Source organism: Rathayibacter sp. PhB152 (assembly GCF_003751395.1).
Classification (GTDB): domain Bacteria; phylum Actinomycetota; class Actinomycetes; order Actinomycetales; family Microbacteriaceae; genus Rathayibacter; species Rathayibacter festucae.
Map to the genome: position 1 here is coordinate 255,143 of NZ_RJUT01000007.1, position 21,467 is coordinate 276,609.

Here is a 21,467-nt window from a genome sequence, read left to right on the forward strand (position 1 = left end):
TCCGGACGCTACGGGCGCCGTGTGAACGCGGGAGCGCGCCCGGGTGAACGGACGGACACGTCCGGGCGCCCTTGTATCCTGCGGACATGACATCACCTGAGACCGATGGCCGCGCCCCGCTCGACCGCTTCTACAGCGTGATCCCGGCAGGCGGGATCGGCTCGAGGCTGTGGCCGCTCTCCCGGGCCGACGCCCCGAAGTTCCTGCACGACCTCACCGGCTCGGGCCAGACCCTGCTCCGCGACACCTGGGACCGCCTCGCCCCGATCTCGGGTGCCGACCGGATCATGGTCGTCACCGGCCGTGCGCACCGCGCCGCGGTGGAGCAGCAGCTCGAGAGCCTCGAGGACCTGAACGTCGTCCTCGAGAGCGAGCCGCGCGACTCCTCCGCCGCGATCGGCCTCGCCGCCGCGATCCTCGAGCGCCGCGAGCCCGGCGTGATCATCGGCTCGTTCGCGGCCGACCACGTGATCAGCGGTCAGCACCTCTTCCACGACGCGGTGGCCGAGGCGGTCGTCGCCGCCGACGCCGGCTTCATCGTGACGATCGGCATCACGCCGACCGAGCCGGCGGTGGGCTTCGGCTACATCCGCACCGGCGACCACCTCGGCATCGAGGGCGCCGCGCACACGCTCGCCGTCGACTCCTTCGTCGAGAAGCCCGACGCCGACACCGCCCGCACCTACGTCCAGAGCGGTCAGTACCTCTGGAACGCCGGCATGTTCATCGCCCGCGCCGACCGCCTGCTCGAGGAGCTCGGCCGCTCGAAGCCGAAGCTGCTCGCGGGTCTGCTCGAGCTCGCCGAGGCGTGGGACACCCCGGAGCGCGGTGCGGTCGTCGACCGCATCTGGCCGGGCCTGGAGAAGATCGCGATCGACTACTCGGTCGCCGAGCCGGCCGCCGCGGAGGGCAAGCTCGCCGTCGTCCCCGGCCACTTCTCCTGGGACGACGTCGGCGACTTCGCGTCGATCGCGAAGCTGCACGCGAGCGGCCTGCGCTCCGACCTGGCGATCCTCGGCGAGGACGCCCGCGTTCTGGCCGACTCCGCGACCGGCATCGTGGTCAGCGGCGGCAACCGCACCATCGCGCTGATCGGCGTGAAGGACATCGTCGTCGTCGACACCCCCGATGCCCTCCTGGTCACCACCACGGAGAACGCCCAGAAGGTGAAGGGCGTCGTCGACGCCCTCCGCCTCTCGGGCCGCACCGACGTCCTGTAGCCCGCGGCCCGCTCTCCTCATGCTGGTCGAGTAGCCGCGCAGCGGCGTATCGAGACCCGACGTCCTCAGCAGGGCGGGCCTGCAGACTCGCGTTCTGGCGTGGGCGGATCTCGATACGCGCGCTCCGCGCGCTACTCGATCAGCATGGTCGTGCGACGGCATGTCTGAGCGGAGTCGCGCCCTTCCCCTGCTGGTCGAGTAGCCGCGCAGCGGCGTATCGAGACCGCCGTCCCCAGCAGGGCGGCTCTGCAGGCTCACGTTCTGGCGTGGTCGGATCTCGATACGCGCGCTCCGCGCGCTACTCGATCAGCATGGGGTGGACGCGCGCCCGAGGAAGTGGAGCCCTCACCTGCTGGTTGCGGAGCCATCCAGGAGGGCCACCTCCCGGACGCCCTCGCCCGCAGGGTCGAGGGCCGCGAGCCGGAATCGCGTGCCAGCGATTCCGGCCAGCCCGACGCGACCCGCTCTGCGGAACGCACCACTCCTGGTGGCCGACCGCGGGGGAGGAGCCGCTCGCGGCTCCTCCCCAAGATCAACACTGTGTAACGCTTCCCGAGTTGGCCCTCCGCGGCGGCTGAGCGTTCCGACACCTTGGGTAACGTGAGGTCATCGATGCCCTGCAGTGCCGATCGTGCGCGCGGGGCCGAATCTTGGAGGACGAATCTTGACTATCACCACGCGTAAGGCCGCGTTCGGCGGTCTCGCCGCTCTGGGCGTCACCGCGCTTCTCGCCGGTTGCGCCTCCGCCCCCGAGGAGGGCGGCTCGAGCGCCGCCGCCGGTGGCGACTTCCTGCCCTGCATGGTCTCCGACGCGGGCGGGTTCGACGACAAGTCGTTCAACGAGCTCGGCTACAACGGCCTCGTGAAGGCGTCCGAGGACCTCGGCGTCACCCCGAAGACCGTCACCTCGGAGTCCGAGACGGACTACGCCCCCAACCTCACGAGCCTCGTCGACCAGGGCTGCAACCTGATCATCACCGTCGGCTTCGCTCTCGCGGAGGCCACCTCGGCCGCGGCGGAGGAGAACACCGACATCGACTTCGCCATCATCGACGACGCGTCGATCGACCTGCCGAACGTCAAGCCGATCACCTTCGACACCTCGCAGTCGGCGTTCCTCGCCGGCTACGCGGCCGCGGCGTACTCGAAGACGGGCGTCGTGGGCACCTACGGCGGCCAGCAGTTCCCGACCGTCACCATCTTCATGGACGGCTTCGCGGACGGCGTGGCGTACCACAACGAGCAGAAGGGCACCGACGTCAAGGTCGTCGGCTGGGACGTCGCCGCGCAGACCGGTTCGTTCACCGGAGGCTTCGCCGCCGGTGTCGAGGCCAAGTCGGCCGCGCAGTCCCTGATCGACCAGAACGCCGACGTCATCCTCCCGGTCGGCGGCCCGATCTTCCAGTCGGCCATCGAGGCCATCCGCGACTCCGGCAAGGAGATCGCCATGGTGGGTGTCGACGCCGACCTGTACGAGACCTACCCCGACGGCGGCGACCTGTACCTGACCTCGATCCTCAAGGGCATCGAGGCCGGCACGACCGACGTCACCTCCACCGCGGGCGCCGACGCCTTCGACGCGACCCCGTACGTGGGCACGCTCGAGAACGACGGCGTCGGCATCGCGCCGTTCCACGACTTCGAGTCGAAGGTCCCGGCCGACCTGCAGGGCGAGCTGGACACCATCAAGGAGGGCATCATCGACGGCTCGATCACCGTCGAGTCGCCGTCCGCTCCCGCCGCGTCCTGATCTCCGGATCGTCCGCAGCGCACTGACGAAGAGGCCGGTGGGCCCGAGTTCTGCTCGGGCCCACCGGCCTCTCGTCGGCTGTCCCGCCGGTCCCCGCGCACTGGCACGTCGCACCGAAAGTTAGATTGGACCCATGAAGCTCGAACTGCGGGGCATCACGAAGCGCTTCGGCGCTCTCGTGGCCAACGATCACATCGACCTCACCGTCGAACCCGGTGAGATCCACTGCCTCCTCGGCGAGAACGGCGCGGGCAAGTCGACGCTGATGAACGTGCTGTACGGCCTGTACCAGGCGGAGGAGGGCGACATCCTGCTGGACGACGTCGTCCAGCGCTTCTCCGGTCCCGGTGACGCCATGAAGGCGGGCATCGGGATGGTGCACCAGCACTTCATGCTCGTCCCCGTCTTCTCGGTCGCCGAGAACGTCATGCTGGGCCACGAGGAGACGAAGTCGGGCGGCCGGCTCGATCTCGCGGCCGCGCGCGCCCGCGTCCGCGACATCTCCGACCGCTTCGGCTTCGACGTCGATCCCGACGCGATCGTCGAGGACCTGCCCGTCGGCGTGCAGCAGCGGGTGGAGATCATCAAGGCGCTCTCCCGCGACGCGAAGGTCCTCGTCTTCGACGAGCCGACCGCCGTGCTGACCCCGCAGGAGACCGACGAGCTGATCGCGATCATGCGCCAGCTGCGCGCCTCCGGGACCGCGATCGTCTTCATCACCCACAAGCTCCGCGAGGTCCGCGAGGTCGGCGACCGCATCACGGTCATCCGCCTCGGCCAGGTGGTGGGGGAGGCCGCGCCCACGGCGAGCAACGCCGAGCTCGCGTCGCTGATGGTCGGCCGCGCGGTCGAGCTCACCGTGCAGAAGGAGCCGGCCCGGGCCGGCGACGAGGCCCTCGTCGTCAGCAACCTGACCGTCCGCGACGGGAACGGGCAGGCCGTCGTCGACGACGTCTCGTTCGAGGTCCGCCGCGGCGAGATCCTCGCGATCGCCGGCGTGCAGGGCAACGGCCAGACCGAGCTGACCGAGGCGATCATGGGGCTGCAGGAGCGGGTGGAGGGCACGGTGACCCTCGACGGCCGCCGGCTCGACGGCCTGTCCGTCCGCCGGGTGCTCGACGCCGGCGTCGGCTTCGTTCCCGAGGACCGCACCGAGGACGGTCTCGTCGCCGAGTTCACCATCGCCGAGAACCTCATGCTCGACCGCAGCGACAGCGGCCCCTTCGTCAAGGGCCTCGGCCTGCGGCTGAAGGAGCTCGAGAAGTTCGCCGAGGAGCGCGTCCGCGAGTTCGACGTCCGCGCACAGGGCATCACGACCCACGTCGGCCGTCTCTCGGGCGGCAACCAGCAGAAGGTCGTGCTCGCCCGCGAGCTCAGCCGTGAGCTGCGGCTGTTCATCGCCGCGCAGCCGACCCGCGGTATCGACGTCGGCTCGATCGAGTTCGTGCACAAGCGCATCGTCGAGACCCGCGACACGGGCGTGCCCGTCATCGTCGTCTCGACCGAGCTCGACGAGGTCGCCGCGCTCGCCGACCGCATCGCGGTCATGTACAAGGGCGGCATCATCGGGATCGTCCCCGCCGACACTCCCCGGGAGACCCTGGGGCTCATGATGGCCGGGCAGTCGCCCGCCGAGAAGGGTGCGGCCGCATGAGCGACGCGCAGTTGCCCGCCGTCGATCCGGACGCCGAGTCCGAGAGGGCGTCCGGCCTCGAGCCGGGCCAGAAGCCGGGTCAGGAGGCGCGGCCCGGTCCGATCGAGAGCGGGGCCTCGCGGGTCCTCCGCGAGATCCTCTCCGGCACCGCCCTGATGTCGGTGCTGGCCGTGCTGCTCTCGCTGATCGCGGGCGGCGTGCTGATCGCCGCCACCGATCCCGAGGTCCAGTCGGCCGCCGGCTACTTCTTCGCCCGGCCGCTCGACACGCTGCAGGCGATCTGGCAGTCGGTCGCGGGAGCGTACTCCTCGCTCTTCCAGGGCTCGGTCTACAACTTCCGCCGCGAGGGCTTCGCGAACGGCATCAAGCCGCTGACCGACACCCTCGCCTTCGCGACGCCGCTGATCGCGGGCGGCCTCGGCGTCGCCCTGGCCTTCCGGGTCGGGCTCTTCAACATCGGCGGCCGCGGCCAGATGCTGATCGCCGCCGCCTGCGCCGGCTGGGTCGGCTTCTCCTTCGACCTGCCGTTCGGCGTGCACCTGATCATCACGCTCGCCGCGGGGATCCTCGGCGGTGCGCTCTGGGGCGGGCTCGTCGGCCTGCTCAAGGCGCGGACCGGCGCGCACGAGGTGATCCTCACGATCATGCTCAACTACGTGGCGTTCTACTTCGTCTCGTATCTGCTGCGGACGCCGGGCGCGCTCCAGGCGCCGGGCTCGAACAACCCCAAGTCGCCCGGGATGAAGGACACGGCGGTCTTCCCCGACCTGCTCGGGTCCGGCTACTCGCTGAACCTCGGCTTCGTCTTCGCGATCCTCGCGACCGTCTTCGTCTGGTGGCTGCTCAACCGCTCGAGCATCGGCTTCAAGTTCCGCGCGGTGGGCGAGAACCCGCACGCGGCCCGGGTCGCGGGCATCGACGTCAAGAACAGCTACGTGTACGCGATGCTGCTCTCCGGCGGTCTCCTCGGCCTCGCCGGCAGCGCGCAGGTGATGGGCACCGTCACGACCGGCTTCACCGCCGGGATCGACGCGGGCATCGGCTTCGACGCGATCACCGTCGCGCTGCTGGGGCGCTCCCGTCCCTGGGGCGTCTTCTTCGCCGGCATCCTCTTCGGCGCGTTCAAGGCCGGCGGCTACTCGATGCAAGCCGCCGAGGGCGTGCCGATCGACGTGGTCCTCGTCGTGCAGTCGCTGATCGTCCTCTTCATCGCCGCGCCGCCCCTGGTGCGCGCGATCTTCCGCCTCCCGACGCCCGGGGTCGCCCCGAAGCGCCGCACGCGCCGCACCACGGAGGTGTCCGCATGACCACCGCAGTCACCCGTGCCCCCGGGACCGCGTCCCGGGTCGCCGTCCGCAGCTGGAAGGCCCCGATCGCGTTCGGGATCTTCTCGCTGCTGGCCGTGATCCTGTTCGTGGCCCTCGGCCGCGACGGCACCAGCTCGTTCCGCCTGGCCTCCGGCAACGACTTCTTCGCCCTGCCGGACCTGCCGTTCCCGACCCGCGCCACCGGCGTGGTCGTGGCGGTCGTCCTGGTCGGTCTGACGGCGGTCGCCGTCGCGTTCACCCGCTCGGCCCGCCGCCTGCCGCTCTGGCTCTCGGCCCTGTTCGCGCTCGTCTTCCTGGTCGGCTTCCTGGTCTGGGCGTCCGCGGGCGCGACCCTGCCGCTGCCGGGTCTGCTGCTCGGCACCGTCGGGCTCGCGACTCCGCTGATCTTCGGCTCGCTCGGCGGCGTCATCTCGGAGCGCGTCGGCGTGGTCAACGTCGCGATCGAGGGCCAGCTGCTCGCCGGCGCCTTCACCGCGGCGATGGTCGGCTCGCTGACCCGCCAGCCGGTGCTCGGCCTGCTCGCGGCGATGATCGCGAGCGTGCTGGTCTCGTTCGTGCTCGCCGCCTTCGCGATCAAGTACCTGGTCGACCAGGTGATCGTCGGAGTGGTCCTCAACGTCCTCGTGACGGGGCTGACGAGCTTCCTCTACTCGCAGGTGCTGACCAGCGACGCCGCCGTCTTCAACTCGCCGGTCAAGTTCGACCGGCTGCCGATCCCGGGGCTCAGCCAGGTGCCGATCCTCGGCCCGGTGCTGTTCAACCAGACGATCATCGTCTACCTGATGTACTTCGCGATCTTCGCCGTGTGGTGGGGGCTCTTCAAGACGAAGTGGGGCCTGCGGCTCCGCGCGGTCGGCGAGCACCCGCAGGCCGCGGACACGGTCGGCATCAACGTGGCCAGGACGCGGTTCTGGAACGTCTCGCTGGCCGGCGCGATCGCCGGCATGGGCGGGGCGTACTACACGCTCGACGCGGTCGGCGCCTTCGGCAAGGAGATGACGGCGGGCGCGGGCTTCATCGCCCTGGCGGCGGTCATCTTCGGCCGCTGGGACCCGATCAAGGCCACCCTCGCCTCGCTGCTGTTCGGCTTCGCGACCAACCTGCAGAACGTGCTCGGCGTCATCGGCTCGCCGGTGCCGAGCGAGTTCATGCTGATGCTGCCCTACGTGGTGACGATCTTCGCGGTCGCCGGCCTGGTCGGGCAGTCGCGGGGTCCGGCCGCCGCCGGCAAGCCCTACTTGAAATCGTGAGGACGGAACCGATGACCGACATCGACTGGGACGCGCTCCGCACCGCCGCACTCGACGCGATGGGCAAGGCCTACGTGCCGTACTCGAAGTTCCCCGTGGGGGTCGCCGCCCTGGTCGACGACGGCCGGGTGATCTCCGGCTGCAACGTCGAGAACGCCTCCTACGGCCTGACCCTCTGCGCCGAGTGCGCGCTGGTGTCCTCGCTGCACATGACGGGCGGCGGCCGGCTCGTCGCCTTCACCTGCGTCGACGGCAAGGGCGGCGTGCTGATGCCCTGCGGGCGCTGCCGTCAGCTGCTCTTCGAGCACTCCGCGGACGGGATGCTCCTGCAGACCGTGTCGGGCGTGAAGACGATCGACGAGGTCATCCCCGACGCGTTCGGTCCGCGCACCCTCGAGGCGTACGCGGCCGAGTAGTCCCGCCCCGCCGCCTCCCGCTCCCACTCCTGAACCGAGGACCCCGCATGACCCCGTCCACCCCCGTCGAGGCGTTCGACGCCGTCGACGTCATCCGCACCAAGCGCGACCGCGGCACGCTCTCGACCGCGCAGATCGACTGGCTGATCGACGCCTACACCCGCGGCTACGTCCAGGGTGAGCAGATGGCCGCCTTCGCGATGGCCGTGCTGCTCAACGGGATGGACCGCGACGAGATCCGCGATCTGACCCTCGCGATGATCGCGAGCGGCGAGCGGATGAGCTTCGACGGCCTCGGCAAGCGAACGGTCGACAAGCACTCCACCGGCGGTGTCGGCGACAAGATCACGCTGCCGCTGATGCCGCTGGTCGCCTCCTTCGGCGTCGCGGTGCCGCAGCTCTCGGGCCGCGGCCTCGGTCACACCGGCGGCACGCTCGACAAGCTCGAGGCGATCCCGGGCTGGCGCGCGGACCTCAGCAACGAGGAGATGTTCGAGCAGTTGCGGACCGTCGGCGGCGTGATCTGCGCGGCGGGCTCCGGTCTCGCCCCGGCGGACAAGAAGCTCTACGCCCTGCGCGACATCACCGGCACCGTCGAGGCGATCCCGCTGATCGCCTCCTCGATCATGTCGAAGAAGATCGCGGAGGGGACCGACGCCCTGGTCCTCGACGTCAAGTTCGGCTCCGGCGCGTTCATGACCGACATCGAGCGCTCGCGCGAGCTGGCCCGCGCCATGGTCGATCTCGGCAACGACGCCGGCGTCCGCACCACGGCGCTGCTGACCAACATGAACGTGCCGCTCGGCCTCGCGATCGGCAACGCGAACGAGGTCCGCGAGTCCGTCGAGGTGCTCGCCGGCGGTGGCCCCGCGGACGTCCGCGAGCTGACCCTCGCGCTCGCCCGCGAGATGCTCGCGCTGGCCGGGCAGCCCGACGCGGACGTCGAGGGCGCGCTCGACGGCGGTGCGGCGATGGACACCTGGCGTGCCGTCATCCGCGCGCAGGACGGCGACCCGGACGGCGCTCTCCCGGTCGCCCGTGAGACGCACGTCGTGCTCGCCGAGCGCGACGGCGTCCTGGTCGAGCAGCAGGCGCTGCCCTTCGGCATCGCGGCCTGGCGCCTCGGCGCGGGGCGCGCGCGCCAGCAGGACGCGGTGCAGCACGCCGCCGGCATCGACCTGCACGCGAAGCCCGGCGACCGGGTCCGCGCCGGTCAGCCGCTCTTCACGCTCTCCGCCGACGAGCCGTCCCGCTTCTCCCGCGCGCTCGAGGCGCTGGACGGCGCGTACCGCATCGGCGACGAGGGCGACGCGGTCCTCGACGGCGGCCCACTGGTGGCGGAGCGCATCGCCTGACCGTCGCCGCCGCTCGGGTCGAGCTCCGGCTCGCGGAACGGCCTCCGGCACGTCGGATCCACGGATTCCGGCGTGTCGGAGCTGTTTCCGCGTGGCGGGGGTGGGGCGGACGTCCGGCTCGTGGAGTCGAGTCCGGCTCGTGGACTCCGCTGGTCAGGGCGTGCCGGAGCTGCTTCAGCGTGCCGAGGGTGGTCCGGGTGCAGGTCCGGCTCGTCCAATCGAGTCGGGCTCGTGGAACTCGAAGGTTCCGACGTGCCCGAGTTGTTTCCGCGTGCCGGAGGTGAGCAGAGAGGAGCTTCGGCTCGTGAAACCGGCCCGGGCTCGTGAGATCCGCTGGTTCAGGCGTGCCGGAGGTGACTCCGCGTGCCGGAGGTGAGCCGAGTGGATGTCCGGCTCGTGGAACCGGCCCCGGCTCGTGGAATCCGAAGGTCTCGACGTGCCGGAGTTGTTTCCGCGTGCCGGAGGTGGCCCGGTCTGCGCGCGCACCCTGCCTGACCCGGACGGGGTGGTGGACTCGGCGGAGGGCGGCGCGGGCGGCACCGTAAGGTGGTCGGCGAACCGTCGTCCCACCGGAGGAGCACCGTGACCGACAGCACCGAGATCGGCAGCAGCCACGAGGAGTACCTCCTCCCGGGCGAGGGCATCCTCATCGACGACCTGCCCAAGGTGTCGCTGCACGACCACCTCGACGGCGGACTCCGTCCCGAGACGATCGTCGACATCGCCGCGCAGACCGGCGTCGCCCTGCCCGCCGAGGACCCGGAGGCCCTCGAGCACTGGTTCACGAGCACGGCCGACTCCGGCTCGCTCGAGGACTACATCGCCACCTTCGAGACCACGATCGCCGTCATGCAGACCGCTTCGTCGCTCGAGCGCGTCGCCCGCGAGTTCGTGCTCGACCTCGCCGCCGACGGCGTGGTGCACGGCGAGATCCGCTGGGCGCCCGAGCAGCACCTCCGCTCCGGTCTCACCCTCGATGCGGCCGTCGAGGCCGTGCAGGAGGGACTCGAGCAGGGCGTCCAGGAGGCGGCCGCGCACGGCTCGCGGCTCGGCGTCGGCCAGCTGATCACCGCGATGCGGCACACCGACCGCTCGCTCGAGATCGCCGAGCTCGCCCTGCGCCACCGCGAGCGCGGCGCGATCGGCTTCGACATCGCCGGAGCCGAGGCGGGCTTTCCCGCGTCGCGGCACCGCCCCGCTTTCGAGCTCCTCGCCGCGGCGCACTTCCCGACGACGGTGCACGCGGGCGAGGCCGACGGACTCGACAGCATCCGCTCCGCGCTCCTGGACGGCCGCGCGCTGCGCCTCGGCCACGGCGTCCGGCTCGCGGAGGACATCCGCATCGAGCGCCAGGACGACGATGCCAGCTACGTGACTCTGGGCGAGCTCGCCGAGTGGGTGAAGGACCGGCGGATCGCCCTCGAGCTCAGCCCGTCCTCGAACCTGCAGACCGGGGCGATCGCCGCGTGGGGCACCGAGCTCGCCGACCACCCGTTCGACCTGCTCTACCAGCTCGGCTTCCGCGTCACCGTCAACACCGACAACCGCCTGATGAGCGGCACCACGCTCAGCCGCGAGCTCGCGCTGCTCTCGGACGCGTTCGGGTACGACCTCGACGACCTCGAGGCGTTCCAGGTCAACGCGGCCGAGGCCAGCTTCCTGCCGCTGGACGAGCGTCGCGAGCTGATCGAGACCATCAGCGCCGGCTTCGAGGCGGCCTGAGCATGCCCCTCGACCCGCTCTCCGACGCCGCGGTGGCACTGCGGCACCCCGCTGCCAGCTGGCGCGAGGCGGTCATGGAGGCGGGCCGCGCCCTCGAGCGCAGCGGCGCGGTCGACCCGGCCTACTCCCGCCGGATGGTCGAGCAGGTCGACGTGCTCGGGCCCTACATCGTGATCGCCCCCGGCCTCGCCCTCGCGCACGCCCGCCCCGGCAACGACGTGCTCGCGGACGGGATCTCGGTGGTCACCCTCGCCGACCCCGTCGCCTTCGGCCACAGCACCAACGACCCGGTCTCGGTCGTCATCGGCATCGCCGCCACCCAGGCGCACGGCCACGTCGGCTTCGTCTCCGGCCTCGCCGACGTCCTCAGCAAGCCGGACGCGGTCGCGGCCCTCGCCGCCGCCCGCACCGTCCGCAGCATCAACGCCGTCCTCACCGACGACATCCCGCATCACGGAAGAAGCGCATGAAGATCGTCACCCTCTGCGGCGCCGGAATCGGCACCTCCGCCATCCTCAAGCTCGGCGCCGAGCGCGCCCTCGAAGCCCTCGACCTCGAGGCCGAGGTCGTCGCCTCCGACCTCGCCTCCGTCGACGCCCTCGCCGCCGACGCGCAGGTCATCCTCACCTCCCGCGAGCTGATCGGCAGGATCGGCAAGACCTTCGCCGAAGTCGTCGTCATCGACAACTACCTCGACCAGACCGAGATCACGGCGAAGATCGAGCGGGCGCTGGGTTGATCCGCCGATAGGCGGATCAACCGAGTGCCGCTTTCTGAGCCGCTCCCCGCGCGGCTCAGCGCAGTCGGCTTCTCGATGTGGTGCGTTTCGTGGAGCGGGTCGCGTCGCGCTGTCGAGAATCGCTTGGCACGCGATTCTCGATCGCGCGCTCTGCCTCGAAGGTGCTCGTTCCTGGTGGGTGCGAGGTCGGTCCGGGTCGCGAGATGCCACTTGTGTGCGCGACACGCCGGGGGAGGCGTGCACAAGTGGCATCTCGCGAGGCGGGCGGCGGGGCGGCGGGTCAGGGGGCCAGCAGGGTGAGGGTGCGGGTGAGGAGGGCTCGGGCGCGGGCGGGGGAGAGGCGGGTCGGCTGCTCGGCGGCGCGGGCGACGGCGATGCCGTCGAGGACAGCGAGGAGGAGCGCGGCGTCGTCGGGGCCGAGCGGCGCCGTGGGGTGCGCGGCGTGCAGCAGCTCCAGGACGACGTCCTCCGTGCGCGACCAGCCGGCGGTGTGCAGGGCGCGGATCTCGGGGTCGGTGCCGGCGCGTGAGGCGAACGCGGTCCAGACGACGGCGTCGGGGACGTCGGCGTCCTCGACGCAGGCGATCGCCTCGCAGAAGGCGCGGAGACGAGCGTCCGCCGACGGCTCCTCCTCCCGCAGGTCGAGCATCCGCCGGCGGAACCGCTCCTCCACCGCTGCCATCGCGCCGGTCAGCAGCGCCTGCTTGGTCGGGAAGTGGTGCTGGACGGCGCCTGCCGAGACGTCTGCTTCAGCGGCGACGGTCCGGATGCTGAGCTGATCGGCCCCGCGCGTCGAGAGGACGGTGACGACCGCCGAGAGGATGTCGCTCCTGCTCTCGCGCCGATCGGCCACGTGCGCTCCTCTCGATCCGTCCGCTCGAGCAGGCTACGCTCTCGACCATGACCAATACGACTGTATTGCCGGTCCCCGAGACGGCGGGAGGGCGCATCGACTCGCTGGACATCGTCCGCGGCGTCGCGATCATCGGGACCCTCGGCACCAATATCTGGCTGTTCTCCCACCCCTGGGGACTGCTCGGGATGCTCAGCGAGCCGGTGACACCCGGGACGTCCCCGGGCGCGCAGACCGTGCAGCTGGTGCTGATGGCTCTGGCGCAGGGGAAGTTCCTCGCCCTGCTCTCGCTCACCTTCGGCATCGGGCTGGCGATCCAGCACGCGTCGGCGGTCCGCCGGGGTCGGCGCTGGCCCGGCCGCTACCTCTGGCGGGCGACGCTGCTCCTGCTCGACGGGGCGGTCAACTACGTGCTGATCGCGGAGTTCGATGTGCTGATGGGCTACGCGGTGACGGGGGCCGTGGTGGCGTGGCTGCTGCTCACCCGGCCGCGGACGCAGCGGCGCACGGTGGTCGTCCTCGGCGCGCTGCACGTCCTGCTGATCTCGGCGCTCGTGGCGCTCGTGGCGACGCAGCCGGGTGCCGGTCAGGGTCCCACCGGTCGCAGCCCGTACGCGGACGCCTCCTTCCTCGGCCTCGCCCTCTTCCGGCTGCAGAACACGGGAGTCTTCCGGGCGGAACCCGTGCTGATCGGCGTCCTCAGCCTGGCGATGTTCCTGCTCGGCGCCCAGCTGCTGCGCGCCGGCCTCTTCGAGGAGGAGGGCCGGCGACTGCGGCGGCGACTGATGGTCCTCGGCGCGCTCGCGGCCCCTGTCGACCTGGCGCTCGGCCTCACCGGGAGCGCGGCCGGTCTGCTGGCCGAGCGCTATCTCGCCGCTCCGCTGGTGGCGCTCGGACTGCTCGCCCTCCTCGCCGAGCTCGGCCTGCGCCGGGGGAGCGACGGCTGGGTCGCGCGTCGCGCTCGCGAGGTCGGCCGGGTCGCTCTGAGCGCCTACCTCCTGCAGAACCTGCTCGGGGGTGCTCTGTTCTACGGCTGGGGTCTCGGGCTCGCGGTCACCGCAGCCCCGTGGCGGGTGCCGGTGACGATCGGCGCGTTCGTCCTGATCGCGGCGATCGTCGTGCTCGCCGCGCATCTCTGGCTCCGCCGCTTCGCTGTCGGCCCGGTCGAGTGGCTCTGGAGGCGCGGCGAGCAGCTGGGGAGTCGTCCCTCCCGCTGACGATGTGGTGCGCCAGGTCCCGCGCCAGGACGGCGGGGTCGGAACGTCCGTGCGATTCTCCGACGTGGCTCCGTCTCCGAGCCTCTTCACCGAATCGAGAGGACTGAAGTGCGCACTCGAATCCGCTGCACGATCGCCGGGCTCACCACCCTCGGGCTCCTGGCGGGAGGTGCTGTTCTGGGAGCGGGACCCGCCCTCGCTCGGACCCCGTCCTCCCTCCCGTCGGCGGCCGCCGCCTCCTCTGCGACCCCGGAGTGGAGCGCGACCAGGGTCTACACGGGCGGACAGCAGGTGACCCGCCAGGGGAAGCTGTACACCGCCGGCTGGTGGACCCGGGGCGAGGACCCGCTGCTGGTCTCCGGTGCGGTCGGGACGGGCAGGGTGTGGCAGCCCACCGCCGGCGTGAGCGCGCCGTCCGCCACGCAGGCGCCCGCGCCGACGCCGACCGCCGTGCCCGCTCCGGTGTCGACGCCGACCCCCGTGCGCGCCCCGGCGCCCGTCGCCGCCGCGGTGCCCACCGCCGCGCCCGCGCCGGCAGCCGCCGCGTCGGACCCGTTCCCCGGCGTCGCGGCCTGGAGTGCGTCGGCGACCTACACCGGCGGCCAGCAGGTCGTGCGCGACGGGAAGCTCTACACCGCCGGCTGGTGGACCAGCGGCGCGGACCCCCGCACCGAGTCCGGCGCGATCGGCTCCGGGAAGGTGTGGCAGCCCGCGAGCGCGGTCGCCCCCGCCCCGATCTCGACTCCGGCCCCGACCTCGACCCCGGCCCCGACGACGACTCCGGTCCCCGCGACGACGGCGGTGCCGACGTCGGCGCCGTCCGCCGCCGCGGATCCCGCGAAGGGCCCCGGCAGCGCGGCGCCCGTCACCGGAACGTCCCCTGCCGTCCTGCGCTCCGGCTACAAGGACATCACCATCAACATGGACTGGAACACCCACCAGCTGCGCACCGCGGTCGACGGCCGGGTCGTCCCGCTCGTGGGTCCGGACTCCTGGGCGAGCCGGACCGGCAGCAGCGCGGTCACGCTCGCCTTCGCCTCCGGCGCCGGGGACGCCCCGAACTGGGCGGGCGTCACGGCGGACGAGTTCCGCAGCTCGATCGACCAGCTGGTCGCTGCGGACGTGGACTACGTGCTCGCCACCGGAGGAGCCTCGGCGGTGTTCACCGCGAACGCCGCGCAGCTCGACTCCTTCATCAGCCGCTACGCCTCGAAGAACCTGATCGGCATCGACTTCGACATCGAGCGCGGGCAGACCGCCGCTCAGATCCGGGAGCTCGCGGACGCCGCTGCCGCGGCCGAGGTGAAGTACCCGGACCTCCGGTTCCAGTTCACCCTGCCCACCGCGGCGGCGTCGGACGGATCGAGGTACAGCCTGACCGACGTAGGAGTCACGACCGTCGAGGCGATCAAGGCCTCCGGCCTGCAGCACTACACCGTCAACCTGATGGCCATGGACTACGGGTCGGCGACCGCCGCGAACGCGGTCATCGACTCGACGACCGGGAGGACCGACATGGGGGCGTCCGCCGTCCAGGCCGCTCGGAACGTGCACGAGAAGCACGGCATCCCCTACTCGAAGCTCGAGCTGACCGCGATGATCGGCGTCAACGACGTAACCGAGGAGGTCACCTCCGTCGCGGACTTCGAGACGATCGCCGACTTCGTGAAGACGCAGGGCCTCGCCGGTCTGCACCACTGGTCCGTCGACCGGGACACTCCCTCCACCGTGGGCGTGGTGTCTCCGCTGGGCTCCGGGACGGCCATCCCGTCAGGGGCGTTCGCCGCGGTCGTCAACCGCGCCGGCTGACCCCCGCCCGTTCGCTGCGCCGCCCCGCCGACCCGTGGGGCGGCGCTGCGGCGTGCCCCGGACCCGGTCCTCGCCGTCCGTGTCGCTCGTCCTTCGCTGAATCCGTCCTCTCCGCCCGCCCCCTTCCCAGGAGCCGATCCACCCATGTCCTCGATCCCGTCCGACTCCTCCTCACCCGGTCTCCGGCACGCCTCGCGGCGTCCGCGTCCGCTGCTCCGCCGACTCCTGTCCGTCCTCGCGGCGGCCGTCGCCGTCGTCCTCGGGCTCACCCTGTCGACGGTCGCGGCGGCGTTCGCGCTCGCCGCGTCCCTGCCCTTCGCGATCGTCGTCTGGGTGGTCCTGTCCCTGCTTCTCGTCTTCCTGCTGGTCTCGGCCGTGCAGCGCCTGCTCCCGCGTCGGCCTCGGCCGGTCCGCCGGTCGGTGCGCCTGCGCACCCCGCTGATCGTCGCCGCGGTCGCGACCGCGGCCGTCGGCGCGCTCGCCGGGGGAACCGTCCTCGCGCCGGTCGGCGGGTCGTCCGTCGGCTTCGGCCCGGTGGCCCCGCAGTACTGGGACCTCTCCACCGGCTCGCACGTCGCGTACTGGAAGACCCCCGCTCCCACTCCCGGGGGATCCGAGGTCCCGATCGTGTACGTGCACGGCGGCCCCGGCGGCTATGTCTCCGCCCTGGACTTCGACTTCCTGCCCGCCCTCGCCGAGACCGGCCACGACGTCTACCTGTTCGACCAGCCGGGCGCCGGCTACTCCGACGACCTGCCGATCCACGACTACTCGCTGGAGCGGTCCGTCGCCGACATCGACGCCGTCCGGGAGAAGACGGGCGCGGATCGCGTGATCCTCGTCGGCCACTCGGCCGGGGGCTACCTCGCCGCCGCCTACACCGCGGAGCACCCCGAGCACGTGGAGAAGGCGGTCCTCCTCTCCTCCGGGACCTACGACCCGTCGGAGGACGGACGGCGCGCGGTCGCCGAGGCGCAGGCGGCAGCCGACGCGCGGCCGGTCGAAGACCCGGCAGAGCCGGCGGAGACCGCAGCGGAGGAGCCCACTCCTCTCCCGCTGGGCGCTCAGCTGCGCGCGGCCGCCGGAGTGGCGCTTCTGCGGTCGGTCGGCCCGGACGCCGCCGTGAACCTGCTCCCGCAGGACGCCGGCAGGCGAGTGGCGGCGGCGTCGCTGGGCGAACCCGGCGGCATCAACTTCTTCTCGAACCTGCTGCTGACCGACGACTTCCTGGCGCACTGGGCGATGACGCTCGAGCAGCTCCGCACGGTGAACGTGCCCACGCTGGTCGTGCGAGCGCAGGACGACTTCGTCGACTGGCGCGGCCAGCACGCCCTTGCCGAGGCGATCCCCGGCGCGCAGACGGTCTACATCCCCGAGGGCGGGCACGCCCCGTGGGTGCGGGCTCGCGAGCGCAGCCTCGCCGCCGTGTCCGACTTCCTCCTCGACCGGGCGCAGCCGATCTACACCGGCGACACCGACCCCGCGCTGGCGGACGTCCCCGACCGCGGCTGACCATCGCTCAGCGCAGGAGCTCGGCGGCTCCTGTCCGGAGGGCGTCGAGGCGGGCGGCGACCGCGCCGCGCCGGGCGTCGGCGTCCGTCTCGTGCGACCACGCATCGAGGTAGAGCTTCACCTTGGGCTCGGTGCCGCTCGGCCGCGCAATCAGACGGGCGCCGTCGAGGGTGAACCGCAGTGCATCCGTCGGCGGCAGCGCTCCACCCGCCGCGAGCAGGTCCTCCGTGCGCTGCACGGCCAGACCGCCGATCGCGGCCGGCGGAGCGCTGCGCAGCCCCGCCATGATCCGGCCGATCTCGGAGAGGTCGGTCACCCGGAGCGAGATCTGCTCCGAGCCGAAGAGGCCGAAGCGCTCGGCGAAGGCGTCGAGCTCGTCGGCGATCGTGCGGCCCTCGGCGGCGAGCGACGAGGCGAGATCGAGGAAGGCGAGCGCCGCCGAGATCCCGTCCTTGTCGCGGACCGTCTCGGGGTTCACGAGGTAGCCGAGCGCTTCCTCGTAGCCGAAGACGAGGTCCTGAACGCGCGAGATCCACTTGAAGCCGGTCAGCGTCTCCGCGAACTCCAGCCCGTAGTCGCGGGCGACCGCACCGAGCGCGGGGGAGGAGACGATCGAGCAGGCCAGCGCGCCGCCCGTCCGGCCCGCGATGCGGGCGCGCTCGGCGGCGCGCCAGCCGAGCAGCGCGCCCACCTCGTTGCCGGAGAGGCGACGGAAGCCGTCCTCGAGCGACGCGTCCGGGATCGCCGCGGCGAAGCGGTCGGCGTCGGGATCGTTGGCGACGATCAGCTGGGCGCGGCCCGAGCGGGCGGTCGCGAAGGAGAGGTCGAGCGCGCCGGCCTCCTCGGGGTTCGGGAACGCCACCGTGGGGAACGCGGGATCGGGATCGATCTGCTCGACGACCACGGCCGGCTCGTCGAAGTCGGCGGCGGAGAGCACCCGGTGCGCGGTCTCCCAGCCCACGCCGTGCATCGCCGTGTAGACGACGCGGAGCGGCGCCGACTGCCGTCCGACCGCCGCCGTCGCGGCGATGTAGGCGTCGACGACGGACTCGTCGGCGATGCGGTACTCGCCCCGCGGCAGCTCGGTGACGCGGCGCTCGGTCGCGACCGCGAGGATCCGCTCGGCGATCGCGGAGTCGACCGGCGGCACGATCTGCGAGCCGTCGTCGTCGCCGCCGAGGTAGACCTTGTAGCCGTTGTCCTGCGGCGGGTTGTGGCTCGCCGTCACCATCACTCCGGCGTCGGCGCCGAGGTGGCGGACGGCGAAGGCGAGCACGGGAGTCGGCAGCAGGCGGGGGAGCAGCACGGCGTCGGCACCGGCGCCGGCCATCAGGGCGGCCGAGTCCTCGGCGAAGACGCGGGAGTTCCTCCGCCCGTCGTAGCCGATGACGATCAGCGGGCGCTCGAGGCCCTGGGCGAGCAGGTGGTCCGCCAGCCCGACGGCCGCCTGCGAGACGAGGACGCGGTTCATCCGGTTGGATCCGGCCGCGATCGCGCCGCGGAGCCCGGCGGTGCCGAAGGCGAGGCGCTCGTGGAAGCGGTCCGCCAGCTCGGCGGCGGCGGCGGGGTCACCGGCCGCGTCGGCCGACAGCAGGTCGACGAGCTCCTGCCGCGTCTCCGGGTCGGGGTCCTGGGCGAGCCAGTCCTCGGCGCGCGCGCGGACGTCCGCCGTCACAGCGTGCCCGTGATCCCGGCCAGGAGACGGGCGAGGTCGTCCTCGGCGTTCCGTCCGGCCTCGAGGACCTCTTCGTGGCTCAGCGGCGTCTTCTGGATGCCCGCCGCCAGGTTCGTGATCAGCGACATGCCCAGCACCTCCATTCCGGCCTCGCGCGCCGCGATCGCCTCGAGGGCCGTCGACATGCCGACGATGTGGCCGCCGATGATCCGGGCCATCTGCACCTCGGCCGGGCTCTCGTAGTGCGGGCCGCGGAACTGCACGTAGACGCCGTCGTCGAGGTCCGCGCGGGTCTCCCGGGCCAGCGCCCGCAGCCGGGCCGAGTAGAGGTCCGTGAGGTCGACGAAGGTCGCGCCCTCGAGCGGGGAGTCGGCGGTGAGGTTGATGTGGTCGCTGATCAGGACCGGGGTGCCGGGGGTCCAGTGCTCCTTGATGCCGCCCGCGCCGTTGGTGAGGATCATCACCGAGGCGCCGGTCGCTGCGGCGACCCGGACGCTGTGCGCGACCCGGCGCACGCCGTAGCCCTCGTAGTAGTGGGTGCGGGCTCCGATGATCAGCGCGCGCTTGCCGGTCGGCAGCAGCACGGAGCGCAGGCTCCCGCCGTGGCCGTGCACGGCCGACTTCGTGAAGCCGACGATGTCGGTCGCCGGGACCGTCGCGGTCGTCTCGCCGATCGCATCGGCGGCCTTGCCCCAGCCGCTGCCGAGCGTGAGGGCGATGTCGTGCTTCTCGACGCCGGTCGCGTCGGCGATCTGGGCGGCGGCCTCGGCGGCGATCGCGAAGGGATCGGCGTCGGCGGAGTCGAGCGGATTGGGGGTCTGGTCAGCCATTCCCCCACCCTATCCACGCGCGACGCGGGGACGGGCGAGGCCCGCGGACCCTCCCGGACCCGCGTCGATTGGGCGAACTCCCAGCACGGGAGGACAATGGGAGGCATGCCTTACGAGTTCGAGCGCACGCAGCGGATCGCCGTCCTCGGAGGGGGACCCGGCGGCTACGAGGCCGCCCTCGCCGGAGCCCAGCTGGGCGCCGAGGTCACCCTCGTCGAGCGGGTCGGCGTGGGCGGCTCGGCCGTCATCACGGACGTCGTGCCGTCGAAGTCGCTGATCGCGACCGCCGAGGCCACCAATGCGATCGGCGAGGCCGCCGACCTCGGTGTGCAGTTCTTCACCCGCCACGAGCAGACCAACAAGCCGGTCCGCCCCGAGGTCGCGGTCAACCTCGCCACCGTCAACAAGCGCCTCCTCGGGCTCGCCCGCCAGCAGTCCGAGGACATGCGCGCGAACCTCGTGCACCACGGCGTGCGCATCGTGCAGGGCGACGGACGCCTCGACGGCTCGAACGCGCTGATCGTCGCGACCGCGCCCGGCGACGAGGGCATGGACTTCGACCGGATCGAGGCGGACACCATCGTCGTGTCCGTCGGCGCGAGCCCGCGCATCCTGCCCTCCGCCGCGCCCGACGGCGAGCGGATCATGAGCTGGACCCAGCTCTACAACCTCAAGACGGTGCCCGAGCATCTGATCGTGGTCGGCTCGGGCGTCACCGGCGCGGAGTTCGCCTCCGCGTATCGCGCGCTCGGCGCCAAGGTCACGCTGATCTCCTCCCGCGACCAGGTCCTCCCCGGCGAGGACGCGGACGCCGCCGCCGTGATCGAGAACGTCTTCAAGCGCAACGGCATGGTCGTGCTGTCCAAGTCGCGCGCCGACCGCGTCGAGCGCACCGAGACCGGTGTCCGCGCCGTGCTGTCCGACGGCCGCGTGGTCGAGGGCTCGCACTGCCTGATGGCCGTCGGCTCGATCCCGAACACCGCCGGCATCGGCCTCGAGGAGGCGGGCGTCCAGCTCACCGAGTCGGGCCACATCCGCGTCAACCGCGTCGCCCGCACCAGCGTCCCCTCGATCTACGCGGCCGGCGACTGCACCACCTTCCTGCCCCTCGCCTCCGTCGCCGCGATGCAGGGCCGCACCGGCGTCTTCCACGCCATGGGCGACGCGGTGAACCCCACCGAGGTGCGCAACGTCGCGGCGAACATCTTCACCCAGCCCGAGATCGCGACCGTCGGCTGGAGCCAGAAGGAGATCGAGGAGGGGCTCGCCCAGGGCGAGATCTACAAGCTCCCCCTCGCCGCCAACCCCCGGGCCAAGATGATGGGCATCCGCGACGGCTTCGTGAAGGTCTTCGCCCGCACCGGCTCCGGCACCGTCATCGGCGGCGTCATCGTCGCCCCCAAGGCCAGCGAGCTGATCTTCCCCCTCGCCCTCGCCGTCGAGCACCGCCTCACCGTCGACCAGGTCGCCCGCGCCTTCACCGTCTACCCCAGCCTCACCGGCTCCATCTCGGAGGCGGCGCGCGCCATGCACATCGTCAGCTGACGCTGACGATGTGCGCGTCCATCTCTGAGCCGCTCCCCGCGCGGCTCAGCGCAGTCGGCCTGTCGACGTGGCGCGTTCCGCAGAGCGGGTTCCGTCGCGCTGCCGAGAAACGCTGGCACGCGTTTCTCGGTCGCGGCGCTCTGCCCTGCGGGTGAGCGGCTCCGGCGGGTGCCCGCCCATGCTGATCGAGTGGCGCGTGGAGCGTGCGTATCGAGATCTGGCGATGCCCGAGGCGCGGTGTCAGCGGTGGTGGTGGGAGCGGCATTCAACCGCACTGCTGATCGAGGGAGGGTCTCGATACGCCGCTGCGCGGCTACTCGACGAGCATGGGGCGGACGCGGTTCCTGCGGTCGCGCATCGGCCGTCCATGCTGATCGAGTAGCGCGCGGAGCGCGCGTATCGAGATCCGACGCTGCCCGAGGCGCGGCGTCAGCTGCGGTGCGAGCGTCATTCAACCGCACTGCTGATCAAGGGAGGGTCTCGATACGCCGCTGCGCGGCTACTCGACATTGAGAATGGTGGTGTGGCGCGGGAGGGTGTCTGACCTTCTACTCGACGGACCGCCTCGCGGGGTGTGTCCACTGCTGGATCT

At 72.0% G+C, this 21,467-nt stretch carries 17 protein-coding genes; 14 read left to right on the top strand and 3 right to left on the bottom strand.

The window, feature by feature from the left end; translation table 11 throughout:
- Positions 1-86: 86 nt before the first annotated feature.
- The 10 genes from EDF36_RS17085 to EDF36_RS17130 all read left to right on the top strand — a co-directional run bounded on the left by EDF36_RS17085 (position 87) and on the right by EDF36_RS17130 (position 11,434).
- Positions 87-1,220: a mannose-1-phosphate guanylyltransferase gene (locus tag EDF36_RS17085; RefSeq protein ID WP_123702565.1), complete on the top strand. Its 1,134-nt coding sequence runs from the start codon at positions 87-89 to the stop codon at positions 1,218-1,220.
- Between the two features lie 664 nt (positions 1,221-1,884).
- Positions 1,885-2,970 (top strand): BMP family protein, encoded by a 1,086-nt coding sequence (locus tag EDF36_RS17090; protein ID WP_123733896.1) that lies wholly within the window; start codon positions 1,885-1,887, stop codon positions 2,968-2,970.
- Positions 2,971-3,103: 133 nt separating this feature from the next.
- Entirely contained in the window at positions 3,104-4,624 is a 1,521-nt protein-coding gene (locus tag EDF36_RS17095; RefSeq protein WP_123733897.1) for an ABC transporter ATP-binding protein, read from the top strand.
- Entirely contained in the window at positions 4,621-5,931 is a 1,311-nt protein-coding gene (locus EDF36_RS17100) for an ABC transporter permease (protein WP_123733898.1), read from the top strand. The genes EDF36_RS17095 and EDF36_RS17100 overlap by 4 nt, the downstream gene beginning before the upstream one ends.
- Positions 5,928-7,202 (top strand): ABC transporter permease, encoded by a 1,275-nt coding sequence (locus tag EDF36_RS17105; protein ID WP_123733899.1) that lies wholly within the window; start codon positions 5,928-5,930, stop codon positions 7,200-7,202. The genes EDF36_RS17100 and EDF36_RS17105 overlap by 4 nt, the downstream gene beginning before the upstream one ends.
- 11 nt (positions 7,203-7,213) lie before the next feature.
- Entirely contained in the window at positions 7,214-7,618 is a 405-nt protein-coding gene (locus EDF36_RS17110) for a cytidine deaminase (RefSeq protein ID WP_123445294.1), read from the top strand.
- 47 nt (positions 7,619-7,665) lie between these two features.
- The gene (locus EDF36_RS17115) at positions 7,666-8,973 is read left to right on the top strand and encodes a thymidine phosphorylase (protein ID WP_123733900.1); all 1,308 of its coding nucleotides are present in this window, start codon (positions 7,666-7,668) and stop codon (positions 8,971-8,973) included.
- Between the two features lie 600 nt (positions 8,974-9,573).
- Positions 9,574-10,695, top strand: a complete 1,122-nt coding sequence (locus EDF36_RS17120) for an adenosine deaminase (RefSeq protein WP_123733928.1) — start codon at positions 9,574-9,576, stop codon at positions 10,693-10,695.
- Between the two features lie 2 nt (positions 10,696-10,697).
- On the top strand, positions 10,698-11,165 hold the full coding sequence (locus EDF36_RS17125; RefSeq protein WP_123702574.1) for a PTS sugar transporter subunit IIA: 468 nt from the start codon (positions 10,698-10,700) through the stop codon (positions 11,163-11,165).
- A complete protein-coding gene (locus EDF36_RS17130; protein WP_123733901.1) occupies positions 11,162-11,434 on the top strand; it encodes a PTS sugar transporter subunit IIB in 273 nt (90 codons plus the stop codon). The genes EDF36_RS17125 and EDF36_RS17130 overlap by 4 nt, the downstream gene beginning before the upstream one ends.
- Positions 11,435-11,714: 280 nt before the next feature.
- Here EDF36_RS17130 and EDF36_RS17135 read toward each other — a convergent pair whose 3' ends face one another.
- On the bottom strand, positions 11,715-12,287 hold the full coding sequence (locus EDF36_RS17135; RefSeq protein ID WP_123733902.1) for a TetR/AcrR family transcriptional regulator: 573 nt from the start codon (positions 12,285-12,287) through the stop codon (positions 11,715-11,717).
- Between the two features lie 47 nt (positions 12,288-12,334).
- On the opposite strand from EDF36_RS17135, the gene EDF36_RS17140 reads away from it, so the two are divergent.
- The 3 genes from EDF36_RS17140 to EDF36_RS17150 all read left to right on the top strand — a co-directional run bounded on the left by EDF36_RS17140 (position 12,335) and on the right by EDF36_RS17150 (position 16,825).
- Positions 12,335-13,504, top strand: coding sequence for a DUF418 domain-containing protein (locus EDF36_RS17140; RefSeq protein ID WP_123733903.1), 1,170 nt, complete (start codon positions 12,335-12,337; stop codon positions 13,502-13,504).
- 108 nt (positions 13,505-13,612) lie between these two features.
- Positions 13,613-15,313 (top strand): carbohydrate-binding protein, encoded by a 1,701-nt coding sequence (locus EDF36_RS17145; RefSeq protein ID WP_123733904.1) that lies wholly within the window; start codon positions 13,613-13,615, stop codon positions 15,311-15,313.
- A gap of 144 nt (positions 15,314-15,457) precedes the next feature.
- On the top strand, positions 15,458-16,825 hold the full coding sequence (locus EDF36_RS17150) for an alpha/beta hydrolase (protein WP_123733905.1): 1,368 nt from the start codon (positions 15,458-15,460) through the stop codon (positions 16,823-16,825).
- A gap of 7 nt (positions 16,826-16,832) precedes the next feature.
- Here EDF36_RS17150 and EDF36_RS17155 read toward each other — a convergent pair whose 3' ends face one another.
- Together EDF36_RS17155 and EDF36_RS17160 are read right to left on the bottom strand one after the other, a co-directional pair.
- On the bottom strand, positions 16,833-18,500 hold the full coding sequence (locus EDF36_RS17155; protein ID WP_123733906.1) for a phospho-sugar mutase: 1,668 nt from the start codon (positions 18,498-18,500) through the stop codon (positions 16,833-16,835).
- Complete coding sequence (locus EDF36_RS17160) at positions 18,497-19,330, bottom strand: purine-nucleoside phosphorylase (RefSeq protein ID WP_123702589.1); 834 nt, start codon at positions 19,328-19,330, stop codon at positions 18,497-18,499. Before EDF36_RS17160 ends, EDF36_RS17155 begins: the two co-directional genes overlap by 4 nt.
- A gap of 105 nt (positions 19,331-19,435) precedes the next feature.
- Between EDF36_RS17160 and EDF36_RS17165 the strand changes: the two genes are divergently transcribed.
- Positions 19,436-20,875 (top strand): NAD(P)H-quinone dehydrogenase, encoded by a 1,440-nt coding sequence (locus tag EDF36_RS17165; protein WP_123445304.1) that lies wholly within the window; start codon positions 19,436-19,438, stop codon positions 20,873-20,875.
- Positions 20,876-21,467: the final 592 nt, after the last annotated feature.